The sequence below is a fragment of the Ruegeria sp. BF6 genome (assembly GCF_056538665.1).
Genome location: NZ_JBQFTN010000004.1, coordinates 31,192 through 53,926 on the forward strand (window position 1 = coordinate 31,192; position 22,735 = coordinate 53,926).

Consider the following 22,735-nt stretch of genomic DNA (forward strand, 5'->3'; position numbering starts at 1 on the left):
CCCTGATGGCTTACGCTCATTCCGACAAGACCCAGCTGACTGCCGAAGACGTCCGCGCCCGCCTGAAACTGGAAGGCGGCAAATCCTTCGTCATGCATACCGAGTTTTCGCCGGCGGGCGACCAGCCGACCGCGATCAAGGAACTGACCGGCGGCGTGCAGGACGGTGAACGCGATCAGGTTCTGCTGGGCGCGACCGGGACGGGCAAGACCTTCACCATGGCCAAGGTGATCGAGGAAACCCAGCGACCTGCCATCATCCTTGCGCCCAACAAGACGCTGGCAGCGCAGTTGTATGGCGAGTTTAAAGGCTTCTTCCCCGAAAACTCGGTCGAATACTTCGTATCCTACTATGACTACTACCAGCCCGAGGCCTATGTCGCGCGGTCGGACACCTATATCGAGAAAGAATCGCAGATCAACGAACAGATCGACCGGATGCGCCACTCGGCCACGCGGGCGCTGTTGGAGCGGGACGACGTGATCATCGTGGCCTCGGTGTCGTGCATCTACGGTATCGGTTCGGTCGAAACCTACGGGGCAATGACCCAGGATCTGAAGGTCGGCAACGAATACGACCAGCGGCAGGTGATGGCCGATCTGGTGGCCCAGCAATACCGGCGCAACGATCAGGCGTTTCAACGTGGGTCGTTCCGGGTTCGGGGCGATTCCCTGGAAATCTGGCCCGCCCACCTTGAGGATCGCGCCTGGAAGCTCTCGTTCTTCGGTGAGGAATTGGAAACGATCACCGAGTTCGACCCGCTGACTGGCGAACGCGCCGCGACGATGGAACAGGTGCGCGTTTATGCGAACTCGCATTATGTGACGCCGAAGCCGACGATGAACCAGGCGATCATCGGCATCAAAAAAGAACTGCGCATCCGGTTGGATCAACTCGTCGGCGAAGGCAAACTCCTGGAAGCACAGCGTCTGGAACAGCGCACCAACTTTGACCTTGAGATGCTTGAGGCCACCGGCGTCTGCAACGGGATCGAGAACTACTCGCGCTATCTGACCGGCCGCGCACCCGGCGAGCCGCCCCCGACCCTGTTCGAATTCATCCCCGACAATGCGATCGTCTTTGCCGACGAATCCCACGTCAGCGTGCCGCAAATCGGCGGCATGTACCGGGGCGACTATCGGCGCAAGTTCACGCTGGCCGAACACGGCTTCCGCCTGCCGTCCTGCATGGATAACCGGCCCCTCAAGTTCGAGGAATGGGACGCCATGCGCCCGCAATCGGTCTTCGTCTCGGCCACCCCCGCCAAGTGGGAAATCGAACAGACCGGCGGCGTCTTCACCGAACAGGTGATCCGCCCCACCGGCCTGCTGGACCCCGAGGTCGAAATCCGCCCGGTATCCATGCAGGTCGACGACCTGCTGGACGAGGTACGCAAGGTCTCGGCCAATGGCTATCGCACGCTGGTCACCACGCTGACCAAACGCATGGCCGAGGACCTGACCGAATACTTGCACGAACAGGGCATCAAGGTCCGCTACATGCACTCGGATATCGACACGCTGGAACGCATCGAAATCCTGCGTGACCTGCGTCTGGGGGCCTTCGACGTACTGGTCGGCATCAACCTGCTGCGTGAAGGGCTCGACATCCCCGAATGCGGGCTGGTCGCCATTCTGGACGCGGATAAAGAGGGTTTCCTGCGCTCGGAAACCTCGCTGATACAGACCATCGGCCGCGCCGCGCGGAACGCTGATGGGCGCGTGATCATGTATGCCGACAAGATCACCGGCAGCATGGAGCGCGCTTTGGGTGAAACCAACCGCCGCCGCGCCAAACAGCTCGCCTATAACGAGGAACACGGCATCACGCCTGAGACGGTGAAAAAGAATGTCGAGGACGTTCTGGCCGGTCTCTACGAAGGCGATGTGGACATGAACCGCGTCACCGCCACCATCGACAAACCGATGCACGGCGCAAACCTTGAGGCCCATCTGGACGGGCTGCGCGATCAGATGCGCAAAGCCGCCGAGAACCTGGAATTCGAAGAGGCCGCCAACATCCGGGATGAGATCAAACGTCTTGAAGCGGTCGATCTCGCCATCGCCAACGACCCCATGGCGCGCCAATGGGCGGTCGAGAAAGCCTCAGAAGACGTAGTGAAATCGCGCGGACGCTCAACGGCTGGACGGCCGGGCCAGCGGGGTGGGAATGTGAAGCGACGGAAGCGGTAAAAAAAGGACTCCCAGTCACGATTGCTTCAGGGAGTCCTGATTTTTAGCCGTTGCAACTAGGCTGCCATTTGGCGACTAAATCCCTTTCCTCCACCAATCGGGCCTGCTCACCGCTTTCATTTGTATGAGCATGAATGTGGGTTGCACCGTTCCTACGGATGCAATCCATCTTGTGGTGGTTGTCGAACCTTTCGCTCAAGTCCGACGTTTGACCAATGTAGACAGGTCGGTATCTGCCAGGAGATACTTCCTTGGCAAATATGTAGTTGCCTGGCTTGGCAACAAAGTTCGGAGGCAGCTTATAAACCCAATACTTATAGGATTTGCCTGATTGGCCTTGCCACGTGATTGTGTTTTGTTTGATCAGCGTCATTACACGCCCTTTCTCAAAAAATGAGAACGGTCGCTTGACCTCGTCGTTTTGAGTTGCATAACTCAAATTGCACTCGACATACCGCTGCGACCGTCCAAGGTACGCGGACCGGAGTGAAGCGCCGTCAAAGCCCGCCAGCTTTGGCGGCGTACTGATTCCGGTGGTACTACAAGCGTGTCGCTGAATCTCATTAGCGTCAACTACAAAATGACAATTTTCTCCCTGACTCCGCTATAAGTCCGGAAGATACGCAATCCATCGTAGTTTTCCCAATTGTTACCCCTATATATTGGGACAGTCAATGCGTTTACTTGTGGATAACCGGCATTTAGGCACAACATATCGACAGAGTTATCCACAACCATACAACTTACAGCATGACCTTTTGAGCAGTAGCTTTCTTGATTTCCCTTTTCGATGCAGCAATTTTCCCTTTCTAAATTTCGATCCCATGCGCCTCTTTTCCGTCTGGCTCCATACATCACTCACACTTCAAACTTGCAGCCCAGCGCCCTCTCCTCCACGTTTGAAATCACAAATTGTGAGTCCAAACGGTTGCCATGACGAACCCGAACACTCTGCCCAGCACGCATGAGGTCCAAAGCGTCGTTCTTTCCAAAAAAGTAGGGCGGGTCCACCCCGCCCAAACCTTTACCCCTTATCCCAATGCGCAATCACATCGTATCCCACCGGTGAGGGCGGACCTTCCATGAATTCGGCGAAATGGCCCCACAGTTCGGCCACTTTGGGCGCGTTTGCGTTCGAGGTCGCCTCGCTCTCGACGACCGAGATCACATAGCCCGAACCGTCCTCGTTCATCACGTTGGTAAAGCAGTGCATCCCGGGCATACCCATGATTTCGGATTTCAATGCACTCATTTTCGCCGTTGCCGCCTCCCGCGTGCCAGGCTTCATTTTGTATTGAGTAATTCGCGCAAACATCACTTTCCTCCCTCGTCTGGCGAAATTGCCATGTGGCGGGCCGGAGCGGCCTCGCCGCGCGCACCCTAGCACGACAGCGCGAAATCTCGCATTGATACGAGGGATTTGTGGGCGTTTTCAACTAGACGCCTGACCGCATCCGGGCGGCTGACACTTCAAGGTTGCAGCCCAGCGCCCGCTGCTTCACTTTTGAAATCACAAATTGTGATTCCAGACGGTTGCCATGACGAACCCGAACACCCTGCCCAGCACACATGAGGTCAAAAGCGCCATTCACCGGGTGCGCGGCACCCGTGTGGTGCTGGCCGAGGATCTGGCACAGTTCTACGGAAAATCCGTCAGCGCTTTCAATCAGGCGGTCTCGCGCAACAAGGACCTGTTCGAGGGCTATCGCTTTCAGCTGACCGATACCGAGGTCGCCGATTTGCAATCACAGAATGTGATTTCAAAACCCAAGGGGCGCGGCGGGCGGCGGGTCAACCCGTGGGTCTATACGGATTACGGTGTGGCCATCGCCTCGGCCCTGTTCAAGGACCCGCGCGCGATCAAGATCACCCGGATGATCACCGAGGCCTTTGTTGATGGTGCAAACGCTCTGGCCGAAACCCCGCGCAGCGTGCCGGAAATTCTGCCGCCCGAGAATGCCCCCGCCCCGCTGCTGCCCAATGGCGAGCAACTGCGCGATCTGGCCGAAAACATCCTCGATTCCGGCCAGCAGAGTCTGGTCGACTACATCGCCAACCCCACCACCAAACGGCAACAGGCCGTAGCGATGATCATGAAGACCCTGGCCGAAACAGCCGGGGAAGAGGTGCGCACCCAACAGGAACGCCTGCGTCTGAGCATCGCCGAGCGGTTGGCAACCGGTGACTACACCGATGATGACGACCGCAAACGACTGCTGGAATTGCTGCACGCGATGAAGGGTTAAACCCCCAGCTCGGCCCGCATCTTCTTGGTCAGCTTGGCCACGACCAGATCATAGGACGTCACGATATGCTCACGCAATGAGGCATCGCTCATGCCGCGTTCTTCATAGACCTGCAACCATTTCATCCCGCGCGATGCCAGATAAGGCGCTGGGCGGATGCCGGGCTCATCGCCCAGCACCTCAAACGCCAGATCGGTTGCCTTGAAGGTGAACGCGTCGCGCCCGTCGTTCCAGCCGCAGATCGCAAAAACCTTGCCACCCACTTTCCACACATCCGCATTGCCCCATTGCACCACGTGGTTGGTGGCTTTGAAGCTGGCGCAGAAGGCGTTGAATTCAATACGGGTCATGGCCCCAACTTTGGCGACAGATCAAAATTATGCAAGCGCCGACGCAGCAATCAGCCGATCACGGCCGCACAAACTTGGCGGTTCCAACCGTTCGTGATGGGCGCGCGCCAGCCTGTTGCGGAACCGTGTCGGAAACCGGGGTGGGCGCGATGGTTTCGCAGGCAACCCCATCGCCATCGGGATCGTTGCGGGGATGATACCCTGGCCCTCCGACCAGAAACGGCCCCGGCACAACCGATTCAACTGCATCACACCCAGCCAGGGCAATCAGATGGATCAGGGCCTCTTCACGTTCAAAGCCGGATGTGCGCAGGTAAACGGCCACAACAATACTCAGTGTCGTCAACGGCAGCATGAGTACCATGATCAGTATCCGAACCGGAGACAAAGCGCGTTTGCGCAAGGCGTCTGCACGTTTCTGGCGCCTCGATACCTTGGGGATTATCGTATCTGTTTCTAGCTTGGGCTTGTCGACTGGCATATCCTTCACCTAACCCGGATTTGTGGCGAAACCGAGGCCCGGGCACAACCGGCAACAAGGCCTCGCACCGGGCAGATGAAGCAGCTATGTTTGGCCCGTTGCAGACATTCCGGGACACATCAGCCATGGCCAAAGCCAACCCCTTTCGTCCGGTCGATGATACGGCCCGCAGTTTGGCTCGCGGCCTGATTGAAGACACAACTTATGGGGCCCTTGCCACCTTGCAACCGGGCAAAGCGGTGCCCTCGGTATCGCGTATCGCTCTGGCAACGGATGCGGACAGCGGGTTGGTGACACTGATCTCGACGCTGGCGGATCACACGCGCGCCCTGCACGCCAATCCGGCCTGCGCGTTGCTGATCGGAGAGCCCGGAGGGACAGGTGATCCCCTGACCCATCCACGTTTGACCCTGCACGCCGAGGCCGGTTTCGTTGCGCGTGATAGTACAGAACATAGCCGCCTGCGCACAAGGTATCTGGCCTTGCGACCCAAAGCGAAGCTCTATGTCGATTTCACCGATTTCGGCTTTGTTCGGTTCAAGATTTCGGAGGCCTTGTTGAATGGCGGCTTTGGCAAGGCCTGGCGCCTTGCCCCTGCCGATCTTGTGCCCGATCAGCGCACCACGTGAACCGCGCAGGCGGCGTGGCGGACCACATGGTTCGCAGTTGAACCCAGAAGAAGATCCTGCATACCCGGCCGATGCGAAGCCATGATGATCAGGTCCGGCTTGTGGGCATCCGCCCAGTCCAGAATGGTACGTCCGGAATGCCCTTCGATAACCACACCCTTTGCGTTGGGTAGCTTCTCCGCAAGTTCATCCAACTCAGTCTGAATCGCCTTGCGGGCTTCGTTCAGGTATTCGGGCGGCATGTAGGAGATCGCATAGTTGGGGATGTGCTCGACCACATGCAACAAAGTTACCTGAGCGTCCGGCGTCGACAGTATCTCGGCCAGTTTGAGGGGGCCGGAGATATCCCGTTCGGCATCGAAAGAAATGGGAACAAGAATGTTATGATACATGAAGCGCACCTCCGTTTTCCTGCATCCACTTTGGGCGGAGCCGGGTGTTAAGGCTTTGATCCAAGTCAGGAACTGCCAAATGTTTCAGCCACGTCATACATCACCGGCTCAAAGCTCTTGCAAAGCTCGTTGATCTTGCGATTGCGGTCGCGCATTTCAGGGGTGCGCAGCATGGCCAGAAAATCCTCGCGGCGTTCCCACTGTGAATAATTGGCAATCCGCGTCTGGGCGTCGTTCACATGCAACCCGGCCGAGATAAATCCCGGCTGCTTCGAGATGAACTCGGCATAGGCGTCGGTCAGCGCCTCCAACAGATCGTGGCAGGTGCCGGGCGTCATTTCAAAGGTGGTGATAACTGTCTGGACGCTCGCGCTCTTGGAAATCTTCGGCATCTGGATTCTCCTTATTGTTTCACAAGCTTAACACAGGAATTGCAAAGGTCTCGTGTTTCCTTTGCAGCCGACGCCTCTTTGCCGGTTCTCAAAAAAATGAACGAATTACTAACCATCCGTTAACCATGCTGGCGGATTCTGCCCGCATGTGCCGGATCGTCCTTCTTTTGTCTCTGCTGCTTGCTGCCGCTCCGGCATTGTCCGGGGCGTGGCTGCGGGAAAAGGGATCGGCATTTACCGCGGCTTCGGTGACCGCCTTCAGGGACCCCGGTGGTGCATATGACTACAAAACAGGGCTATACGCAGATTTCGGATACCTGCCGAACCTGACAATCGGGCTGGATTTCGAGGAAAACCGCGACCTCTATGGCCACGCGCTTCTGTTTGCCCGGCTTCCCGTGGCCGATTTCGACAAATGGGGGCGTTTTGCGGCCGAGTTCGGGGCGGGTGCCCATCACAGGCACCGGGACGCCTGGGCCATGTACAAGCTGACCCTCTCTTATGGCAAAGGGTTCCAGACCGATTGGGGGAACGGTTGGGTGGCCGTCGATACCGCTTTGGAATTGCGCACGCATGACGCCTTGTATCGCAAGCTGGATATCACGGCGGGTCTGTCCGGTGACCGGCTACTGAACCCGATGATACAGATCGAAACAGCCTATACGCCCGAGCATTCGCTGTTCTGGAGAGCCCGGCCTTCAGTCATGATCCGAACGAAGAATAGTTCGGCAACGTGGGTGCTGGGGCTTGAGCGCAATGATGCGCGTAGCGATACGGGGCTGAAGTTGGCGATCTGGAATGAGTTCTGAGACAGGCGAACCAGCCGCCCCATGACAGGGCGGCCAGCCTAAAAATCAGCGCTCCATTCGCACGATCGCGGAAACCTCTCCGCTCAGAGCTTCGGGCCAGCGCAGGTTGACTGCGTTATTCGATGCGCCCTGCTCCAGCTCTACATATGGGTTAGCGAAGGTCAGCGATCCGAAAACCGTTTTCAATGGCCCCAGAACCGTGACCGCATCACAGCTGCGTGCAAGACCGCCGAACGGTAGCTGCCCCGAGGACTGGACGGTCCAAGCCTGAGATGCGGAACCTTGAGCGTGCCTTATCCGCAAGGGGTTCGAAACTTTCTGGTCTACCCCGTGGAACGTATTGTTCTCAAACGTCACATTCCGGTGTGCATATTTGTTCAGATCGGCATAGGTGGTGTCCACCCGCTCCACCCGGGTAATACTACCGCTTGTTGAGCGGAATTTGTTTCCGGTCACGACCACACCGTTCAGGAAATGCCCCGCACCATAGGGGCGGATAACAATATAAGTGAACCAAGACGCAACTTCGCTGGAGTAGAAGATATTGTCGGTGATGGCCATCGAACTGAACGAGTAACCCGCAGTATACACCGGGTTGGCATCCCTTTCGTTGGTCCACTGGATCGAGCAGTTATCAATATAATTTCCTGAAATGGTCGAGCTGTTATACGTGCCGATCATGACCAAACCGGCGCTGCGAACACCCTGTGGAATACTGTCGCCTTGGAAAAAGTGGTTCCCCAGGATCATATTGTTGGTGCCGCCTAGAATGGCAAAGTGCCGGAACCGCACCGCCCGGTTGTGACGCAATTTGACGTCATTGGCGGTGGAGTTCAGCGCGATCGACGTGCGATCCTCCACATTGAAGGATTCTTCGGTGGACAGGAACTGGCAATTGTCGATCAGCATGCCCTGACATCCGGTCCCGATAGACGTGATCCCCCGATCCTTGGGGCGGCTGATGAAACAGTTCGTCACGGCAAAAGTACTGCCCGACGGAGACAGACGGATCGCGCTGCTTCGGCCGTTGCACTGGAACTCGATCTCTTCCATCCCGAACTTGCGCAGCGTGCTAAACCCGCTGAAATCCAGCAAGTACTTGTAAGACACGAAGGTAAAGGTCTGCGTACCGGCGGCATCATAAAATGGCGCATTCAGCGTGATCTCACCCGCGCCCTCGTTTTTGGAGCGGACATAGATCTCGCGCCCGACACCGCTTCCCTGCACCAGCGCACCAACCGGAATATTGGCCACGTTGGCAACATTTACCAAACGGGTGGGATCATTCGGGTTGTAGGTCGCAACCGAGGTGAAAGTCTCGGTATCCCAGGCCGAGCTGCTCTGAACGTCGAACTGGCCATTACGGATTACACGGCGTGTCGAGAACCCGCTTTGCCGGTTTGGTACCGCCGCAGCCATGTCGATGGGTTCGCTGACTGAAATCTTGCGCCCCCCCAGATCAAGCGATTCATGGTCTGAGTTGTTCAGCAATGCCTGAAACGCCTTTTTGAAAGCCAGCGTTTCATTACCAAAAGCGTTTACATAGGTCGGCAAGTCGAAATTCTTGGTCAGCAGCAGCATCTTGTCGTCGGGCATCGTTACAGTGCCTTCAAAATCCATCTCAGACGCTATCGACGTGTTCTGCGCCAACAGATAGGTGCCCTCGGGCACGAAAACCGTGCGCCCATTCGCGGCTTGATCCGCTGCCTCGAAGGCCGCCGAGTCATCCGCCACACCGTCACCGACTGCACCGAAATCGCGCACATCGACGAGGCTGATCAGATTACGCAGGAACACGCCGGTGATATCCGTGATCTCGATATCGTCGACCCGGATGACGGCCCCGTTTGCACCATCGATATCCAGCCCGAAATGGCCGTACAGCGCCTGCACACCCCAGGGCATGTCTACACCGGGGCGCTGTCCGGTGCCGACAATTGCGGTAACCTCATGCACCGTGCCATAGCCTGAAAGCTGCGTGGCCGGGCCCTGCTCGGCCACGCCAGTGACCTGCACGTCGCCGGCGCCACCGGCCCAGCCGGCGATGCGCACTTCGGGCAACGGGCCACTGATCGCTTTGACCCGCGCCTTGATCTGCAGATAACAGCCCGGCAGCAGCGGCGTCTGGCCCATATAGCGCAAACGTTGGGTGGCGCTGACCTTCAGGATTTCAAGACAGCCGCCGAAATCCGCATCGGCCGGAACAAACGCGCCGGTGCCCGACCCGTCATAGGTCGGCGAGCCCGGTGTTCCATCGCCGCTGGACCACACATTCAAACCGTTTGCGAAAGCAGGCGGCATGAACACGATGCCGTCGGTTATTGCCTTATTCATAGAAATCCCTTTCCCAATCGCGCGAGCGGTGACCCGCTACGCGCATAAACCCAGTGCCCGGGATCGCGCGCCCCGAACGCAAAAGTCTGAGTACCGAATTGGGATTAACTGCCACTCACGCCACCGTGACGGTGGTGTTGCATCAAGTTGCAGGGTCGGAGTTTCCCAGCAACTGAACGCCGTTGATCTTCCAGCCGTTTTCTAGCGGCACCATCTGATAGTCCAGAATGTGCACCCGGCCCTCACCGTCGGTGATCATGACCTTCTGCCACAGTTCTCCCGCGACTTCGCGCAACTCCAGAAAACGCACATCCGCAGGCCGCCATACCATCGGATAGCCACGTCTGACCATCACCCCGAAATTCTCGGGTGTTTGGAACAGTTGCTGAATAGAGGGGCTGGCGAAGGTGAAAGCAGCGGCGAAATCATCCGCTTTGAAGGCCTGTATCTGCGCCGATATATTGGCCTCGATCTCGGCGCTTTGGGCAAATGCGCCCGACGCCAAACCGGCGCTCAGGGATATGGCAAGCAATAAACGACGCATGGGGCTACCTCCTGTTGAAAGGGTAGCCCCACGTGGTTTCAGGTCAAATCAGACCAGCTCTCCGGCCAGCGCCTTGTCGATCAGTGCGATGGTTTCGGGCACGCCATATAACGCGATAAAACCGCCGAAACGCGGGCCTTGAGATGCCCCCAGCAGTACTTCGTACAAAGCCGTGAACCAGCCTCGCATCGGGTCAAACCGCTCACGCCCGACGGAGTAGACCACGGATTGCAGCGCTTCGTCTTCAATCGGACCATCATAAGCCACAAGCGCGGCTTTCAGTTCTTCCAGCGCTTCACGCTCCTGATCGGTCGGCGCGCGGTGCTGGCGGGTTGGTTTGACGAAATCATTGAAGTAACGCACCGCAAACCCCGCCGCCTGATCCAGATCGGGGTGCGTTTCGGCCGTGGCTTCGGGCGCGTAGCGGCGGATGAAGCCCCAAAGCGCCTCTTTGTCCTCGGCCCCGGAAACCGAAGCCAGGTTCAGCAGCATCGCAAATGGCACCATCAGCGTGGATGCAGGAACGTTGCCGCCGTGGATATGCCAGACCGGGTTGTTCAACTGCGCCTTCAGATCCTGTCCCGGATAGGCGCGTAGCTGCTGGTGATATTCGTCATAGGCTTTCGGGATCACATCGAAATGCATCCGCTTGGCCGTCTTGGGCTTCTGGTACATGAAATAAGCCAGCGACTCGGTCGGCGCATAGGTCAGCCATTCGTCGATCGACACTCCATTGCCGGACGATTTCGAGATCTTCTGTCCGTTCTCATCCAGGAACAGCTCGTACGAAAAGTGTTCCGGCGCGCGACCACCCAGTGCACGGCAGATCGCATCATAAATTTTCTCGTTGGTCGCATGTTCCTTGCCGTACATCTCGAAATCGACGCCCAGCGCAGCCCAGCGTGCACCAAAGTCCGGCTTCCACTGCAATTTCACGTTGCCGCCAGTGACAGGAACGGTCCATTCTTTGCCAGCCTCATCGTCAAAGGTGACGGTGTATGTTTCAGCGCAGACCTTTTTCATCGGCACATACATAACCCGCCCACTTTCGGGATGCAGCGGCAGAAAGATCGAATAGGTCTGCTGGCGCTCCTCGCGCAGGCTTTTGAGCATGATCGCCATGATCTCATCATAACGCTCAACCGCGCGTTTGAGGATCTCGTCAAACTGCCCAGACTCGTAGAATTGCTTGGCTGAGTAGAATTCATACTCGAAACCAAAAGTATCGAGGAACCGCCGCAGCATCGCGTTGTTATGCTCACCGAAGCTGTCGTATTCACCAAACGGATCAGGTACCGAGGTCAGCGGGCGCTGCAGATGCTGCTCCAGGATCTCTGGGTTCGGCACATTGCTGGGCACTTTACGCATTCCGTCCAGATCGTCCGAGAAACAGATCAGCTTGGTCGGGATGTCCGACAGCGCCTCGAACGCGCGCTTGACCATCGTAGTGCGCGCGACCTCGCCAAAGGTGCCGATATGCGGCAGGCCCGAGGGGCCATAGCCGGTTTCGAACAGCACGTACCCCTTTTCCGGAGCCGCTTTCTGATAGCGTTTGAGCAACCGACGCGCCTCTTCGAAAGGCCAGGCCTTGGACGACATCGCGGTTTCACGCAGTTCAGACATCAGATTTGCTCCATCGGGAAAAACAGCGCCGGTCGCCGTTTGCAACCGACCGGCCCCTCCTATTGTGCCGGTGCAGCATGAGTCAATAAACTGCAGGGTATTTCCTGAATGGAAGGTCGTTTTACGCGGTCAACTGGTCCAGTTTGGCGGCCCAAATGAAGTCATTCTCGCTAAGACCGCCTATTTCATGAGTGGTCAGTTTGACGTCCACATAGCCCCAGCCAAACGATACATCCGGGTGATGCCCCTGCTGATCGGCCAGCCAAGCGCAAAGATTGGCCAGATAAGTCGCCTTGGCGAACCCTTTGAACTTGTAGTGGCGGCTGAGTTCCTTTGCCTCTGTGTCCAGATTCCAGTCGGACGAAAGTTCCGCCATGTGGGTGTTTGCCTCGTCCCGGGTCAGGGCCGGGACACCTCCGGAACAGGGCACACAGGTTCGGTCCGAAAGGCTGCAGGTTTCTCCTGATGTGGTCATGATCCGTTCACTCCGCTGCGGTTGCTTTTTCCGGGAACTTGTTCGGCAGCAACCCAAGGGATTGTGCCTGCTGCACATCCGCCAGCAGATCGCGCTCGGCGGCGGCGAACAGCTCCTCAGGTGAGTTTAACACGAAATAGCCCATCTGGTGCATGTCGATCCGATAGGGCGTGCGCAGGATAGTCAGGACATCGAACGGATCACGGTCCGGAATGTCGCTTTCGACGGCGTAAACCAGTTCAGTAGGCGAGGACGCAAGCCCGGACCCCAGCGCCTTGATCTCTCCGTCCTGCCGACGCAATCCAAACTCGATCGAGAACCAGTAGAGCCGGATCAGCCAGGAATAATCCTTGTCCCCAGCCTGCACCCCGGCCTTGCCGATGGCATGGCTAAAGGCCGCAAAGCGCGGATCGCTCAGCAAAGGGGTATGGCCAAAAATCTCGTGAAAGATGTCGGGCTCTTCGATGTAATCAAAATCCTCGCGCGAGCGGATGAAGGATGCGGCAGGAAATACCCGGTCTGCCAACATGCCAAAGAACGTTTTGAACCCGATCAGTGCGGGCACCGGCTGCACCCGCCACCCGGTCATGTCCAAAAGGCGTTCCGAGATGTCGGCGCAGGACGGCACACGGGTTTTTGGCAGGTCCAGCCTTTCCAGCCCAGCAAGGTAATCGCGGGCCATGTAGCGCTGTACGTTCTTTTCTTGCGCGGCATAAAGATCGGCCCAAACCTCGTCTTCCTCAGTCGTATAGGCGATATGGCCGCGCGCATCAGCCACCTTGGCGACGTATTTGGTCGATTTTGGCATCACTTTTTCCTCCTTGAGAAAAGTATAGCCGCGCGCCCTGAAGATTTTGATTTGGTACAGCGTGATATTCTGGGTATTTTGGAGAATATGTATCGCAAAGGTACTAATTGTGAAACAAACGCTTCAACCCGCTGATATTGCCATCCTGCAGCAGTTGCAGACCGATGGCCGTCTGTCGATGCAGGAACTTGCCGACCGCACCGGCCTTTCCGCCTCGCAATGCTGGCGGCGCGTACGCGACCTAGAGGCGTCGGGCGTGGTCTCGGGCTATATCGCTCAGGTGCGGGCCAAATCCGTGGGGCTGAACGCCATCGCCTATGTACACGTCGCCTTGCGCGACCATCAAGAGGACAACATCACCGCATTCCTGCGGCTGGTCGAAACCGAACCACAGATCGTCGAATGCGCCTCGATCACCGGCGACCACGACTTCATCCTGAAGGTCTATGCCAAAACGCCCGAAGACCTTGAGCATTTCATCATGCAGCGGCTGCTGAAGTCTGGTTTGGTGCGTGACACCCGCAGCAATTTCGTGCTGCGCCAGACCAAAACTCGGGGGCCGTTGCCCATTCTGTGACTCAATGCGGCAAAATCCGTTGAACCTGCCCGCCAGCCCTCCTATCGTGCGAGCGCAGAAAAGACCAATCAGGACGACACCATGACCGAACAAGTACCTCACCCGATGTCCCCACAGGATTGCCTTGTCGCGATCATGGTTGCGGTCTCTGCCTCGGATGAGACCATCCGCACCGCCGAGCTGGTCAAGATCGAAGGCGCAGTCAACATGCTGCCGGTTTTTGCCGAATACGATATCGACCGCACGCGCCGGGTGTCGCAAACCGTGTTTGATCTGTTCGAGCAGGAGGACGGGCTGGACGCCCTGTTCGGCCTGATCCGCGACAACCTGCCCGAGCGGTTGCACGAAACGGCCTACGCGCTGGCCTGTGACGTGGCTGCGGCAGATGGATCACTTGCCGAGACCGAACTGCGCCTGCTGGAAGAAATCAGATACGAACTGAATATCGACCGTCTGCACGCCGCCGCGATCGAGCGTGGCGCGCGAGCGCGCCACACCACCTGATCTCAGCTGCCCGCCAGCATCCCCCAGCGCTCGATCAGCGCGCGCTGTAGTTTGCGCGACCTGTTGTTCCAACTGCGCGCGCCGTCGGGACGCTCGCGCAACGCGCGGGGGATCGTCGCGCGGTGATCAACATCAGCGGTGAAAATGGCAAAGGCCAGTTCCGAGCCATCCGGCGCCGTGATAAAGCCGCCCAACCCAGACACGAAATTCAGCGTCCCGGTCTTGGCATCTACCCTGATCGGATGATCCTTGACTGGTCGCCCCTGACTGTCGGCCAGGGTGAATTTTTTCAGCAACGGCCGTAGCGCCCCGTCCTTTCGGGCCTCAACCAAGGCCGTCACCAGATCTGCGGGCGCGACGCGCGACGCATCGCCGAGCCCCGAGTGATCTACCATTGCGATCCCGCGCACACCGTAGGTTTCAGATGCCCAACGGTTCATCTCCTCAGCTGAATCAGCCAGAATCTGCAACTTGGCACCCCGCGCTTTCGAGGCTGCCATCCCTACCATTTCAGCTGTGATATTGGTCGAGTATTTCAGCATTCCTCGCAGGATACTCTCCAGAGGGTCGCTTTGATGCACCACCAGAACTGAGCCCTGCGGCACCTCGCGTGTGATCTGCACACGGCCCAAAACAATTCCGTTCACCCGCGCCAGAGTGCTAAACACGTCGCCCGCATAAAGCGCCGGTTTGCGCACCGGCAACCATCGCGCACCTCCATTTCCCAGTGCACCGTTAGCCACAGTCCAACGATCCTGCCGGGCGCTTGGCTGGTAGGTGTAGATCGGCAAGCTGCGTTTTTCGACGCGCATTGACGCCATATCCACGGACGGCCTGTACCGCGCCGTGCGGGCGTCCATGGTCACATCATACCCGGTACCGTCGCGCTTCCATTCGAAATGTACGCGGTTGAAATTCAAAGAGATGCCGCTTATGGCCGGGCTGTATCCCAGATGGTCCGGCTGCCCGGGGTCGACGCTAAAGATATAAGGCAGCGCACCGTCATAGACCTTGAACGCGCCCTGCACCTCGGTAATTCCGGCCTCGCGCAGATTGGCCGCCAATGCGGCCAGATCGTCGGTATCCAGAAGGGGGTCTCCGCCGCCCACAAGGATCAGGTCGCCCTTCAGCACGCCATTTTCGATCGGGCCATCGGCCATCAAGGTGGTTTCAAACCGGTATTCGGCCCCCAGAACATCCAGCGCATAAAGCGCCGTCAACGCCTTGGCGACACTGGCAGGGGGCAGACCTTGATCGCCGCCAAATTCTTCAAGCTGCGCACCGGTTTGCACATCGGCGACGGCAAAAGCCACCTCGCCTTTCAGCCTTGCGGATTTGATGAGCCGCTCCGCTCCAGTGGGTAGATCCCCCCGAATCTGAGGCCGCAAAGACTGCGCTGGGGCATCAGCCAGAGCCGAGCCTGAAACAACCGAGGCCCCCAGACCGGCAAGAAACAAACGACGCGAAAGACGATCAACCATGGGTCAATTAAAATCCCAGAGATCACAGGCAAACAACCACTGAATGCGATTATGTGCCCATCTTAGCTATTCAGGCAACACCCCACCGTCCCACTCACCGCGCGTGCGCAGCTCGGTCGAGCTCACATCGACCATCGGCACATTGACAAAACACCACGCCGGCGCCTGTGCGCGGCCCAACAGATGCCGCGCCTGTCCGTCGATGCGATAGCGCGCATACAGCCGGGCGGCAGGCGACATCCGGGCCGAAATCCGATCCCCCGGCCGCGCAACCACACCAACCGACACGCTATCCATGATTCGGCGCCAGTCTTTCCAGCGATGAAACTGCGCCAGATTGTCCGCACCCATCAGCCAGACGAACCGCACCTGAGGGTAAAGCCGCTGCAATGCTGCGAGCGTATCCGCCGTTGCGCGCGTTCCGGTCAGCGCCTCGATATCCGTCACCTCGGCACGCGGATGTTGCATGACAGCCTGCGCCGCACTGACCCGCCGTTGCAACGGCGCGGGGCCGCGCTCTTTCAACGGGTTGCCCGGCGACACCAGCCACCAGACCCGATCCAGCCCAAATGCCTTCATCGCCTCAAGCGTCACATGCACATGCCCCTGGTGCGGAGGATCAAAAGACCCGCCGAACAGACCGATGACCTGCCCCGGTCGTGCGTATGGAATGGCGCTGCGCAACATCCTTTGCTGATGTTCAGAACTCAGTCGGCTTGTCAATCAACAGGTTGCACCGGATCGCCCAGCCGGACCCGTCCGGGCTGAACAACTTCGGCACACCAACCCCCATGCCCGCGCACGGCAGAATAACCACCTGTGCCCAGCGCCTCCTCCATCCGGCTGCACGGCGCACAGATGACAGTAAAGCGCAAAATCGCCTCCCTCACCTGCACCTCCCGCCCCTTGAGTGCCGCAAGGTTGATACCCGACACCACCAGATTGCGCCGAAGGATTTCAGGCGCAACCGACCCCTGCCCCAGATAAGAGCCAATCGCGGCCAGATGCTCCTGCTGGATCAGAGTCACCGCCCGCTTGCCTGCAGGTGCTCGGTCGCCGTCCAGCCCACCGGCTAATATCATGGTCACTTCTGGAACTCGCATCCCGAGACGCCGTTCTGGCCTTAACCCGATCCAATCAATTTGGCCGGACTTAGCCCAACCAGAAATCAGCTGTTTCAACGCCATTCAAGCACCGAGCTTCTCGACTACAAAGTAAATGAAGCAACAAGAAATTGTCACATCCGACAGCATCCGCCTGAATGCCTTCCACCAGTATTTTCGAAAGGCAACATCTTGAGGGGTACTTTTGTCATACGAGGCGGGTACAGGAATGCGAATATGATCCGCCGGTGAAACGGGTTCTTGATAAATCCGTGACCGCGCACCAACTACCTCAGACCAGAACTTGGCCACGCGGAACATGGCAAAAAAAGCTAGAGCAACCACAATACAATCTGCAAACAATGCCACGAATTCCTCCGTTACCTGCAATGTCTTCGTCCCCTCAAGAGTCTCTACCGATACTCTTTTTCAGCGCGTTGGGAAACACTCCGGGCAGTGGCTGTTTTGCGAAACCATATCCATTGCCCCCACCCCAACCATCCGCTATCACACCGCCCAACTCAATTTCCCCGACCCAAAGGACGCGACATGGCCGCCTATCAATATGTCTACCACATGCAGGGTGTCTCCAAGACCTATCCCGGTGGCAAGAAGTGCTTTGAAAACATCCACCTGAGCTTTCTGCCCGGCGTGAAAATCGGTGTCGTCGGCGTCAACGGCGCGGGTAAATCGACACTGATGAAGATCATGGCCGGCCTCGACACCGATTTCTCGGGTGAGGCATGGGCCGCCGAGGGCGCCAAGGTCGGCTATCTGCCGCAGGAACCGCAGCTGGATGAATCGCAGACCGTCCGCGAAAACGTCATGCTGGGTGTGGCCGCGAAAAAGGCCAAAGTCGACCGCTTCAACGAAATCGCCATGGAGATCGCCGAGAACTATTCGGACGAGTTGATGGAGGAAATGACCACCCTGCAGGACGCGATTGACGCGGAAAACCTGTGGGACCTCGACAGCCAGATCGACGTCTCGATGGAGGCGCTGCGCTGCCCGCCGGACGACGCCAACATCGCCAACCTCTCGGGGGGCGAGAAACGCCGCGTGGCGCTGTGCAAGCTGCTGCTCGAAGCGCCCGACATGCTGCTGCTCGACGAACCAACCAACCACCTGGACGCCGAAACCATCGCCTGGCTGCAACAGCACCTGATCGACTACAAGGGCACCATCCTGATCGTCACCCACGACCGCTATTTCCTGGATGACATCACCGGCTGGATCCTCGAACTCGACCGGGGCCGCGGCATTCCTTACGAGGGCAACTATTCCGCATGGCTGGAACAAAAAGCCAAACGGCTCGAGCAGGAAGCGCGCGAGGACAAGTCCAAGCAAAAGACCCTGCAACGCGAATTGGAATGGATGCGTCAGGGCCAGAAGGCCCGTCAGGCCAAATCCAAGGCCCGGATCAACGCCTATAACGAGCTGGCCGAACAGTCCGAGCGCGAAAAGCTGACCCGCGCCCAGATCGTCATCCCCAACGGCCAGCGCCTTGGCGGCAAGGTGATCGAGGTCGAGGGCCTGTCGAAACACATGGGCGACAAGCAACTGATCGAAGGGCTGGACTTCGCCCTGCCCCCCGGCGGCATTGTTGGCGTCATCGGCCCCAACGGCGCCGGTAAATCGACGCTCTTCAAGATGCTCACCGGTCAGGAAAAGCCCGACAGCGGCTCCATTACGCTGGGCGACACGGTCGAGCTGTCCTATGTCGACCAGTCCCGCGACGACCTCAAGGACAACGACACCGTGTGGGAGGCGATCACCGGCGGCGCCGAGATAATCCAGCTGGGCGACGCACAGGTCAATTCCCGCGCCTATTGCTCGTCCTTCAACTTCAAGGGCGGTGACCAGCAGAAAAAGGTCTCGCTGCTGTCAGGTGGTGAGCGCAACCGCGTCCACATGGCCCGCCTGCTGAAAGAGGGCGGCAACGTCCTGCTGCTCGACGAACCGACCAACGATCTGGACGTTGAAACCCTTCGCGCGCTGGAAGACGCATTGGTCGACTTCGCCGGTTGCGCCGTGGTCATCTCGCACGACCGCTTCTTCCTCGACCGCATCTGCACGCATATTCTGGCATTCGAGGGCGACGCCCATGTGGAATGGTTCGAGGGCAACTTCGAAGACTATGAAGAAGACAAGAAACGCCGGCTGGGTCCTGATGCTCTGGAGCCCAAGCGCCTCAAGCACAAAAAGTTTGCACGATGATCGACTTTTTTGAAAAGCGCATCGACAAGTGGAAGCGCAGTGTCCGAAAACGGGTTGCTATTCGGCGGTTGCAGCGAATTCCGCAAAACGCACCTCAGAACTGTGTTATTGTGGCAAGCAATGGTCGGTCCGGCAGCACGTTGACCTTTCTTGCCCTTGCTGATGCGCTGAAAGAGATCGACCCTATATCGGCAAAGCGGGTGGATTTTGTCGCCCGGTTGAGTGACACGGAGTATTACACTCCGTGTGTGTACAAGACCCACGACTTTCCTCAGCCGCTCGCTACATGGCCCGAGAATACCCGGGTCGTTTTTTGTTTCGGACCCACCAAGGATTCCGCGTTTTCCGTTTATTCCGCAATGGAAAGATTTGGCGCGGACTGGATAGATCAGCACTTTTATCATCTGCACGCTACCGGCACCTTTGATGAGCTGTTCGAACGCGATGTGCTGCAGCAAGCACGGCAGATCAGGGAGTGGGTAACATTTGAAGATGTTCCCGTTCTGTGCGTTCGCTATGACGCGCTTTGGGACCATCAGGATACAATTTCGCGGTTTACCGGGTTGGATTTCACCCCGCCCAAGCGGCGCGAGCGGACCCCGAAAGACATTCCGGATGAATTCAAAGCCGACGCCGATCGGCTATATGACCCGATTGATGAAGTGATCGACGAATTGCCAGAGTGTTTTATTGCCTCGGCCCAATATAGCGGCGTTGTAGGTAAACTACCCGTCGCCGACTGAGTGTAGATGATTGGTGGCTCTTTTTGTCGGCGCCCGTTGGGATTTTATCAAAACGCGTATGACCGACGCGACAGCAACTGCCTGAGCGAAGACCCCACGCGGTCGTTCGCCTTCGGAATTCGCCTGTGTGAATTTCTTTTGGCCAACTTGGCATCGGTCAAACCTGATTCAATTTGGCGCCGTCCCGGTAAGGGCGAACGCCAAGCAACAAAGGACCAATTTGGTGAGAGTGCTTTTTTCAAAGGGGCTTGTGTTCATATCTAAGCCACGCTGTGGCTCTACATCGGTCCGCAAGTATCTAAAGCGATACCTGTCAAGTAAAGCCGGAGATTTCGCCGTCGATTATGCCCACGACTCCGAGCATTTTCACCCTCACGATACCGCCCCGTATGTCAAAACAACGCTGGCAGACCTGTATCCCGGGCACGCAAGGCTTTCGTATTTCATGACCACGAGAAACCCGGTTGAGTTGCTTTGGTCTTATTACCGGTATTTCAAACCCGATGCCGAGTGCCGCTACAACTTTGCTCCTGATTGGGATGAAATGACGAAGATGGAGTTCGAAGAGTGGGTACAGCATGGCAAAATGGGCATGAAGGATGGGTGGAAGGAACTCGCTCCCAGTTGGATTTCGACGCAGAACCTGTCGCCCCTAAGCCTTGAGGCCCACGCCATCGATCGGGCGGGAGTCAACCATATCGATCACCTGTTTCGGCTCGAAAACGTAAATGAGCTGAACGGCTGGCTTTCTGGCAGGTTACCCAAACGCTGGTATTCGGCGTTTTCACTGCGTGAAAACTCAGTTCCACACATCAACCAGGCGGGCGGTCATACCGAAGGTGATGAAAAGCCCTTCACCCTGTCAGAAAAAAGCCTGAATGCTATCCGGTTGATGTTTCCTGCCGAAAGCAAAATGTACAATATCTAGGCTGGCTTAGCCTGTACTTTAGGCGGTCATTCGAAAACCTGTCAGGCGACCACCAGCAGGCCAGATTCGCCATCCACTTTGGATTTCCGGGGGTTTTTTTGTTTCTTACAGAACAGGACTCCTCCCTTGCCCTGCGCCGTTGCCGATGCCATATCTAAATTGCTAACGTTTTTCTATTTCGACCTACTGTCTCCTTCTACGGCGCTCAGTCTATCGATCCAGACAACGACGCCAGGCTGCCGCAACTCCGTGGGCAGCATTAAACAGGAGACAACGGATATGCCCGCAGGCACCGTAAAATGGTTCAACACCACCAAAGGCTACGGCTTTATCGCACCCGAAGATGGCGGCAAAGACATCTTCGTTCACATCTCGGCCGTGGAACGCTCGGGCCTGACCGGCCTGGCCGACAACCAGAAGGTCACATACGAGTTGCGCGCCGGTCGTGACGGCCGCGAAAGCGCAGACAATATCGTGCTTGCATAAGATATTGGAAGGGCAGAGTATTCTCTGCCCTTTTTCTTTTTCGGGTATCTGTTTGCGCTCGTGATGCGACATGATTGTGTGTCCCCACGACGACATCACAATAGGGTTACTTCTCTCCAGCGATTGACCAGATCGGTTATCCTTCCGACATTAGGGTCAAGATTTATCTGTTGTTTTATAGAGAGCTGCCATGTTCACCCGCCGTACCTTTCTGACCGCGACCGCAGCCGCCAGCCTGGTGCCTGGCGTTGCCGCGGCAAAGAAGAAAGCTGTCGAATACGATCCCACGCCGCAATTTGTGCGCATAAAGAAGCAGTTTCAGCCGGGTCAGTTGCTGGTCGCGCCCCGGTCGTTCTACCTGTATTTCGTGACCGAACCGCGCAAGGCGGTCCGCTATGGCTGCGGGGTAGGCAAAGCCGGTCTGGAGTTCACTGGCACCGCCACCATCGACGTCAAGAAAGAGTGGCCGACCTGGCGCCCGACCGACGAGATGATCGAGCGCGAACCCGTCACTTATGCCCGGTTCAAGGACAATGACTATGTCCAACCTGGCGGCGGCGACAATCCTTTGGGCGCGCGGGCGCTGTACCTGTTCCAGAATGGCGTCGACACCTATTTCCGCATTCACGGTACCACGCAGCCGCAGACCATCGGTCATGCGGTCTCAAATGGCTGTATCCGAATGATGAACGAACACGTTGTCGATCTCTACGAGCGTGTGCCGATCGGGACCGTCGTAACCGTCGTTTGATCACTGCTGGGCAGCAGCAACAAGTTCCAGCACATAAGGGCCGAGGTTATCAACGATCAGGGCAACCCCTTCGGCGTTCGGGTGAATGCCGTCCGGCTGCATATAGAGACGGGCGGTGTCCGGATCGCCCTCGGCGGTCAGCCCGGTGAAAAAGCTTGGGGCGTAGCCGGTTTCATACTGTTCGGCCAGATCAGGATAGATGGCATCAAACGCCAATTTGTAATCTGCCCCGTAATTTCCCGGTGCCTGCATCCCGATTAGCAGCACATCGACATCTGCGACATCCGCCGCTTTGACAATCGTTTCAAGATTGGCGCGCGACACCGCCGGGTCGATCCCCCTCAGCAGATCATTACCACCAAGCGTCACGATCATCCCGTCCACATCCGGCGTCAGCGTCCAGTCCACCCGCGCCGCGCCACCAGCCGTGGTGTCTCCGGACACACCGGCGTTGATAAGGCGCACATCCGCACCCTGCGCCTTAAGCCAGCGGTCCAACTGAGGCACAAATCCGTCCTGTTCGGGCAACCCATAGCCTTGCGTCAGTGAATCCCCTAAAGCAGCAATCACCACCTGCTCGGCTGTGGCCGCAAAGCCCCAGAACGTAAACAGCATCGACATCAAAACCTTGCGCAACATCTGAACCGCTCCATATCCCAATTGACCATGC

27 protein-coding genes are annotated in these 22,735 nt (G+C 57.7%); 11 read left to right on the forward strand and 16 right to left on the reverse strand.

The annotated features are described in order from the left end of the window. The first annotated feature begins 5 nt into the window (after nucleotides 1-5). A complete protein-coding gene (gene uvrB, locus ACR0IM_RS12735; protein WP_480682140.1) occupies nucleotides 6-2,192 on the forward strand; it encodes an excinuclease ABC subunit UvrB in 2,187 nt (728 codons plus the stop codon). A 43-nt stretch (nucleotides 2,193-2,235) separates the two neighbouring features. On the opposite strand, the gene ACR0IM_RS12740 is transcribed toward uvrB, so the two are convergent. After that, nucleotides 2,236-2,565, reverse strand: coding sequence for a GIY-YIG nuclease family protein (locus ACR0IM_RS12740; protein ID WP_480682142.1), 330 nt, complete (start codon nucleotides 2,563-2,565; stop codon nucleotides 2,236-2,238). 651 nt (nucleotides 2,566-3,216) lie between these two features. Next, nucleotides 3,217-3,507, reverse strand: coding sequence for a hypothetical protein (locus ACR0IM_RS12745; RefSeq protein WP_170679349.1), 291 nt, complete (start codon nucleotides 3,505-3,507; stop codon nucleotides 3,217-3,219). Between the two features lie 223 nt (nucleotides 3,508-3,730). On the opposite strand from ACR0IM_RS12745, the gene ACR0IM_RS12750 reads away from it, so the two are divergent. Further along, complete coding sequence (locus ACR0IM_RS12750) at nucleotides 3,731-4,438, forward strand: ORF6N domain-containing protein (protein WP_480682143.1); 708 nt, start codon at nucleotides 3,731-3,733, stop codon at nucleotides 4,436-4,438. On the opposite strand, the gene ACR0IM_RS12755 is transcribed toward ACR0IM_RS12750, so the two are convergent. Both ACR0IM_RS12755 and ACR0IM_RS12760 read right to left on the reverse strand, forming a co-directional pair. After that, a complete protein-coding gene (locus ACR0IM_RS12755) occupies nucleotides 4,435-4,788 on the reverse strand; it encodes an MmcQ/YjbR family DNA-binding protein (RefSeq protein WP_480682144.1) in 354 nt (117 codons plus the stop codon). The genes ACR0IM_RS12750 and ACR0IM_RS12755 overlap by 4 nt on opposite strands. Nucleotides 4,789-4,846: 58 nt before the next feature. Continuing rightward, nucleotides 4,847-5,269 carry an excalibur calcium-binding domain-containing protein gene (locus ACR0IM_RS12760; protein WP_480641854.1) on the reverse strand — a complete coding sequence of 141 codons (423 nt, stop codon included), beginning with the start codon at nucleotides 5,267-5,269 and terminating at the stop codon, nucleotides 4,847-4,849. Nucleotides 5,270-5,394: 125 nt separating this feature from the next. Here ACR0IM_RS12760 and ACR0IM_RS12765 point away from each other — a divergent pair, with 125 nt between their 5' ends. Continuing rightward, nucleotides 5,395-5,898, forward strand: coding sequence for a HugZ family pyridoxamine 5'-phosphate oxidase (locus ACR0IM_RS12765; protein WP_480596440.1), 504 nt, complete (start codon nucleotides 5,395-5,397; stop codon nucleotides 5,896-5,898). Here the strand turns inward: ACR0IM_RS12765 and ACR0IM_RS12770 are convergent. Beyond that, nucleotides 5,883-6,290, reverse strand: coding sequence for a universal stress protein (locus ACR0IM_RS12770; protein ID WP_480596438.1), 408 nt, complete (start codon nucleotides 6,288-6,290; stop codon nucleotides 5,883-5,885). The genes ACR0IM_RS12765 and ACR0IM_RS12770 overlap by 16 nt on opposite strands. Nucleotides 6,291-6,355: 65 nt before the next feature. Continuing rightward, nucleotides 6,356-6,682: an antibiotic biosynthesis monooxygenase family protein gene (locus ACR0IM_RS12775; RefSeq protein WP_170402482.1), complete on the reverse strand. Its 327-nt coding sequence runs from the start codon at nucleotides 6,680-6,682 to the stop codon at nucleotides 6,356-6,358. Nucleotides 6,683-6,828: 146 nt separating this feature from the next. Between ACR0IM_RS12775 and ACR0IM_RS12780 the strand changes: the two genes are divergently transcribed. Continuing rightward, nucleotides 6,829-7,491, forward strand: coding sequence for a hypothetical protein (locus ACR0IM_RS12780; RefSeq protein WP_480682145.1), 663 nt, complete (start codon nucleotides 6,829-6,831; stop codon nucleotides 7,489-7,491). Between the two features lie 45 nt (nucleotides 7,492-7,536). Here the strand turns inward: ACR0IM_RS12780 and ACR0IM_RS12785 are convergent, their stop codons facing one another. The 5 genes from ACR0IM_RS12785 to phhA all read right to left on the reverse strand — a co-directional run bounded on the left by ACR0IM_RS12785 (nucleotide 7,537) and on the right by phhA (nucleotide 13,275). After that, entirely contained in the window at nucleotides 7,537-9,825 is a 2,289-nt protein-coding gene (locus tag ACR0IM_RS12785; protein ID WP_480682146.1) for a glycosyl hydrolase family 28-related protein, read from the reverse strand. Between the two features lie 142 nt (nucleotides 9,826-9,967). After that, a complete protein-coding gene (locus tag ACR0IM_RS12790; protein ID WP_480641851.1) occupies nucleotides 9,968-10,369 on the reverse strand; it encodes a DUF4864 domain-containing protein in 402 nt (133 codons plus the stop codon). A gap of 48 nt (nucleotides 10,370-10,417) precedes the next feature. Continuing rightward, complete coding sequence (locus ACR0IM_RS12795) at nucleotides 10,418-11,992, reverse strand: lysine--tRNA ligase (protein WP_480682147.1); 1,575 nt, start codon at nucleotides 11,990-11,992, stop codon at nucleotides 10,418-10,420. A 121-nt stretch (nucleotides 11,993-12,113) separates the two neighbouring features. Continuing rightward, nucleotides 12,114-12,467: a 4a-hydroxytetrahydrobiopterin dehydratase gene (locus ACR0IM_RS12800; protein WP_480641849.1), complete on the reverse strand. Its 354-nt coding sequence runs from the start codon at nucleotides 12,465-12,467 to the stop codon at nucleotides 12,114-12,116. 7 nt (nucleotides 12,468-12,474) lie between these two features. Next, nucleotides 12,475-13,275: a phenylalanine 4-monooxygenase gene (gene phhA / locus ACR0IM_RS12805; RefSeq protein ID WP_480596423.1), complete on the reverse strand. Its 801-nt coding sequence runs from the start codon at nucleotides 13,273-13,275 to the stop codon at nucleotides 12,475-12,477. 109 nt (nucleotides 13,276-13,384) lie between these two features. Here phhA and ACR0IM_RS12810 point away from each other — a divergent pair, with 109 nt between their 5' ends. Further along, nucleotides 13,385-13,852 (forward strand): Lrp/AsnC family transcriptional regulator, encoded by a 468-nt coding sequence (locus ACR0IM_RS12810; protein ID WP_480682149.1) that lies wholly within the window; start codon nucleotides 13,385-13,387, stop codon nucleotides 13,850-13,852. Between the two features lie 81 nt (nucleotides 13,853-13,933). Further along, nucleotides 13,934-14,356 (forward strand): tellurite resistance TerB family protein, encoded by a 423-nt coding sequence (locus ACR0IM_RS12815; protein WP_170327101.1) that lies wholly within the window; start codon nucleotides 13,934-13,936, stop codon nucleotides 14,354-14,356. 2 nt (nucleotides 14,357-14,358) lie between these two features. Here ACR0IM_RS12815 and dacB read toward each other — a convergent pair whose 3' ends face one another. From dacB to ACR0IM_RS12835, 4 genes are all read right to left on the reverse strand, one after another. Further along, complete coding sequence (gene dacB, locus ACR0IM_RS12820) at nucleotides 14,359-15,837, reverse strand: D-alanyl-D-alanine carboxypeptidase/D-alanyl-D-alanine endopeptidase (RefSeq protein WP_480682150.1); 1,479 nt, start codon at nucleotides 15,835-15,837, stop codon at nucleotides 14,359-14,361. 66 nt (nucleotides 15,838-15,903) lie between these two features. Continuing rightward, nucleotides 15,904-16,524 (reverse strand): nicotinate-nucleotide adenylyltransferase, encoded by a 621-nt coding sequence (locus tag ACR0IM_RS12825; RefSeq protein ID WP_480682151.1) that lies wholly within the window; start codon nucleotides 16,522-16,524, stop codon nucleotides 15,904-15,906. 32 nt (nucleotides 16,525-16,556) lie between these two features. After that, nucleotides 16,557-17,024, reverse strand: coding sequence for an MOSC domain-containing protein (locus ACR0IM_RS12830; RefSeq protein WP_480682152.1), 468 nt, complete (start codon nucleotides 17,022-17,024; stop codon nucleotides 16,557-16,559). Then, on the reverse strand, nucleotides 17,025-17,309 hold the full coding sequence (locus tag ACR0IM_RS12835; RefSeq protein ID WP_480682153.1) for a hypothetical protein: 285 nt from the start codon (nucleotides 17,307-17,309) through the stop codon (nucleotides 17,025-17,027). A gap of 180 nt (nucleotides 17,310-17,489) precedes the next feature. Here ACR0IM_RS12835 and ettA point away from each other — a divergent pair, with 180 nt between their 5' ends. The 5 genes from ettA (at nucleotide 17,490) to ACR0IM_RS12860 (ending at nucleotide 22,065) form a co-directional block, all read left to right on the forward strand. Further along, nucleotides 17,490-19,157 carry an energy-dependent translational throttle protein EttA gene (gene ettA / locus ACR0IM_RS12840; protein WP_480682154.1) on the forward strand — a complete coding sequence of 556 codons (1,668 nt, stop codon included), beginning with the start codon at nucleotides 17,490-17,492 and terminating at the stop codon, nucleotides 19,155-19,157. Beyond that, nucleotides 19,154-19,900, forward strand: coding sequence for a hypothetical protein (locus ACR0IM_RS12845; protein WP_480596412.1), 747 nt, complete (start codon nucleotides 19,154-19,156; stop codon nucleotides 19,898-19,900). Before ettA ends, ACR0IM_RS12845 begins: the two co-directional genes overlap by 4 nt. A 223-nt stretch (nucleotides 19,901-20,123) precedes the next feature. Further along, a complete protein-coding gene (locus tag ACR0IM_RS12850; RefSeq protein WP_480682156.1) occupies nucleotides 20,124-20,828 on the forward strand; it encodes a sulfotransferase family protein in 705 nt (234 codons plus the stop codon). Between the two features lie 279 nt (nucleotides 20,829-21,107). After that, a complete protein-coding gene (locus ACR0IM_RS12855) occupies nucleotides 21,108-21,314 on the forward strand; it encodes a cold-shock protein (RefSeq protein ID WP_170327110.1) in 207 nt (68 codons plus the stop codon). A gap of 190 nt (nucleotides 21,315-21,504) precedes the next feature. Then, nucleotides 21,505-22,065: a L,D-transpeptidase gene (locus ACR0IM_RS12860; protein WP_480641844.1), complete on the forward strand. Its 561-nt coding sequence runs from the start codon at nucleotides 21,505-21,507 to the stop codon at nucleotides 22,063-22,065. Here the strand turns inward: ACR0IM_RS12860 and ACR0IM_RS12865 are convergent, their stop codons facing one another. Beyond that, nucleotides 22,066-22,704, reverse strand: coding sequence for an arylesterase (locus ACR0IM_RS12865; protein WP_480682157.1), 639 nt, complete (start codon nucleotides 22,702-22,704; stop codon nucleotides 22,066-22,068). Nucleotides 22,705-22,735 lie beyond the last annotated feature (31 nt).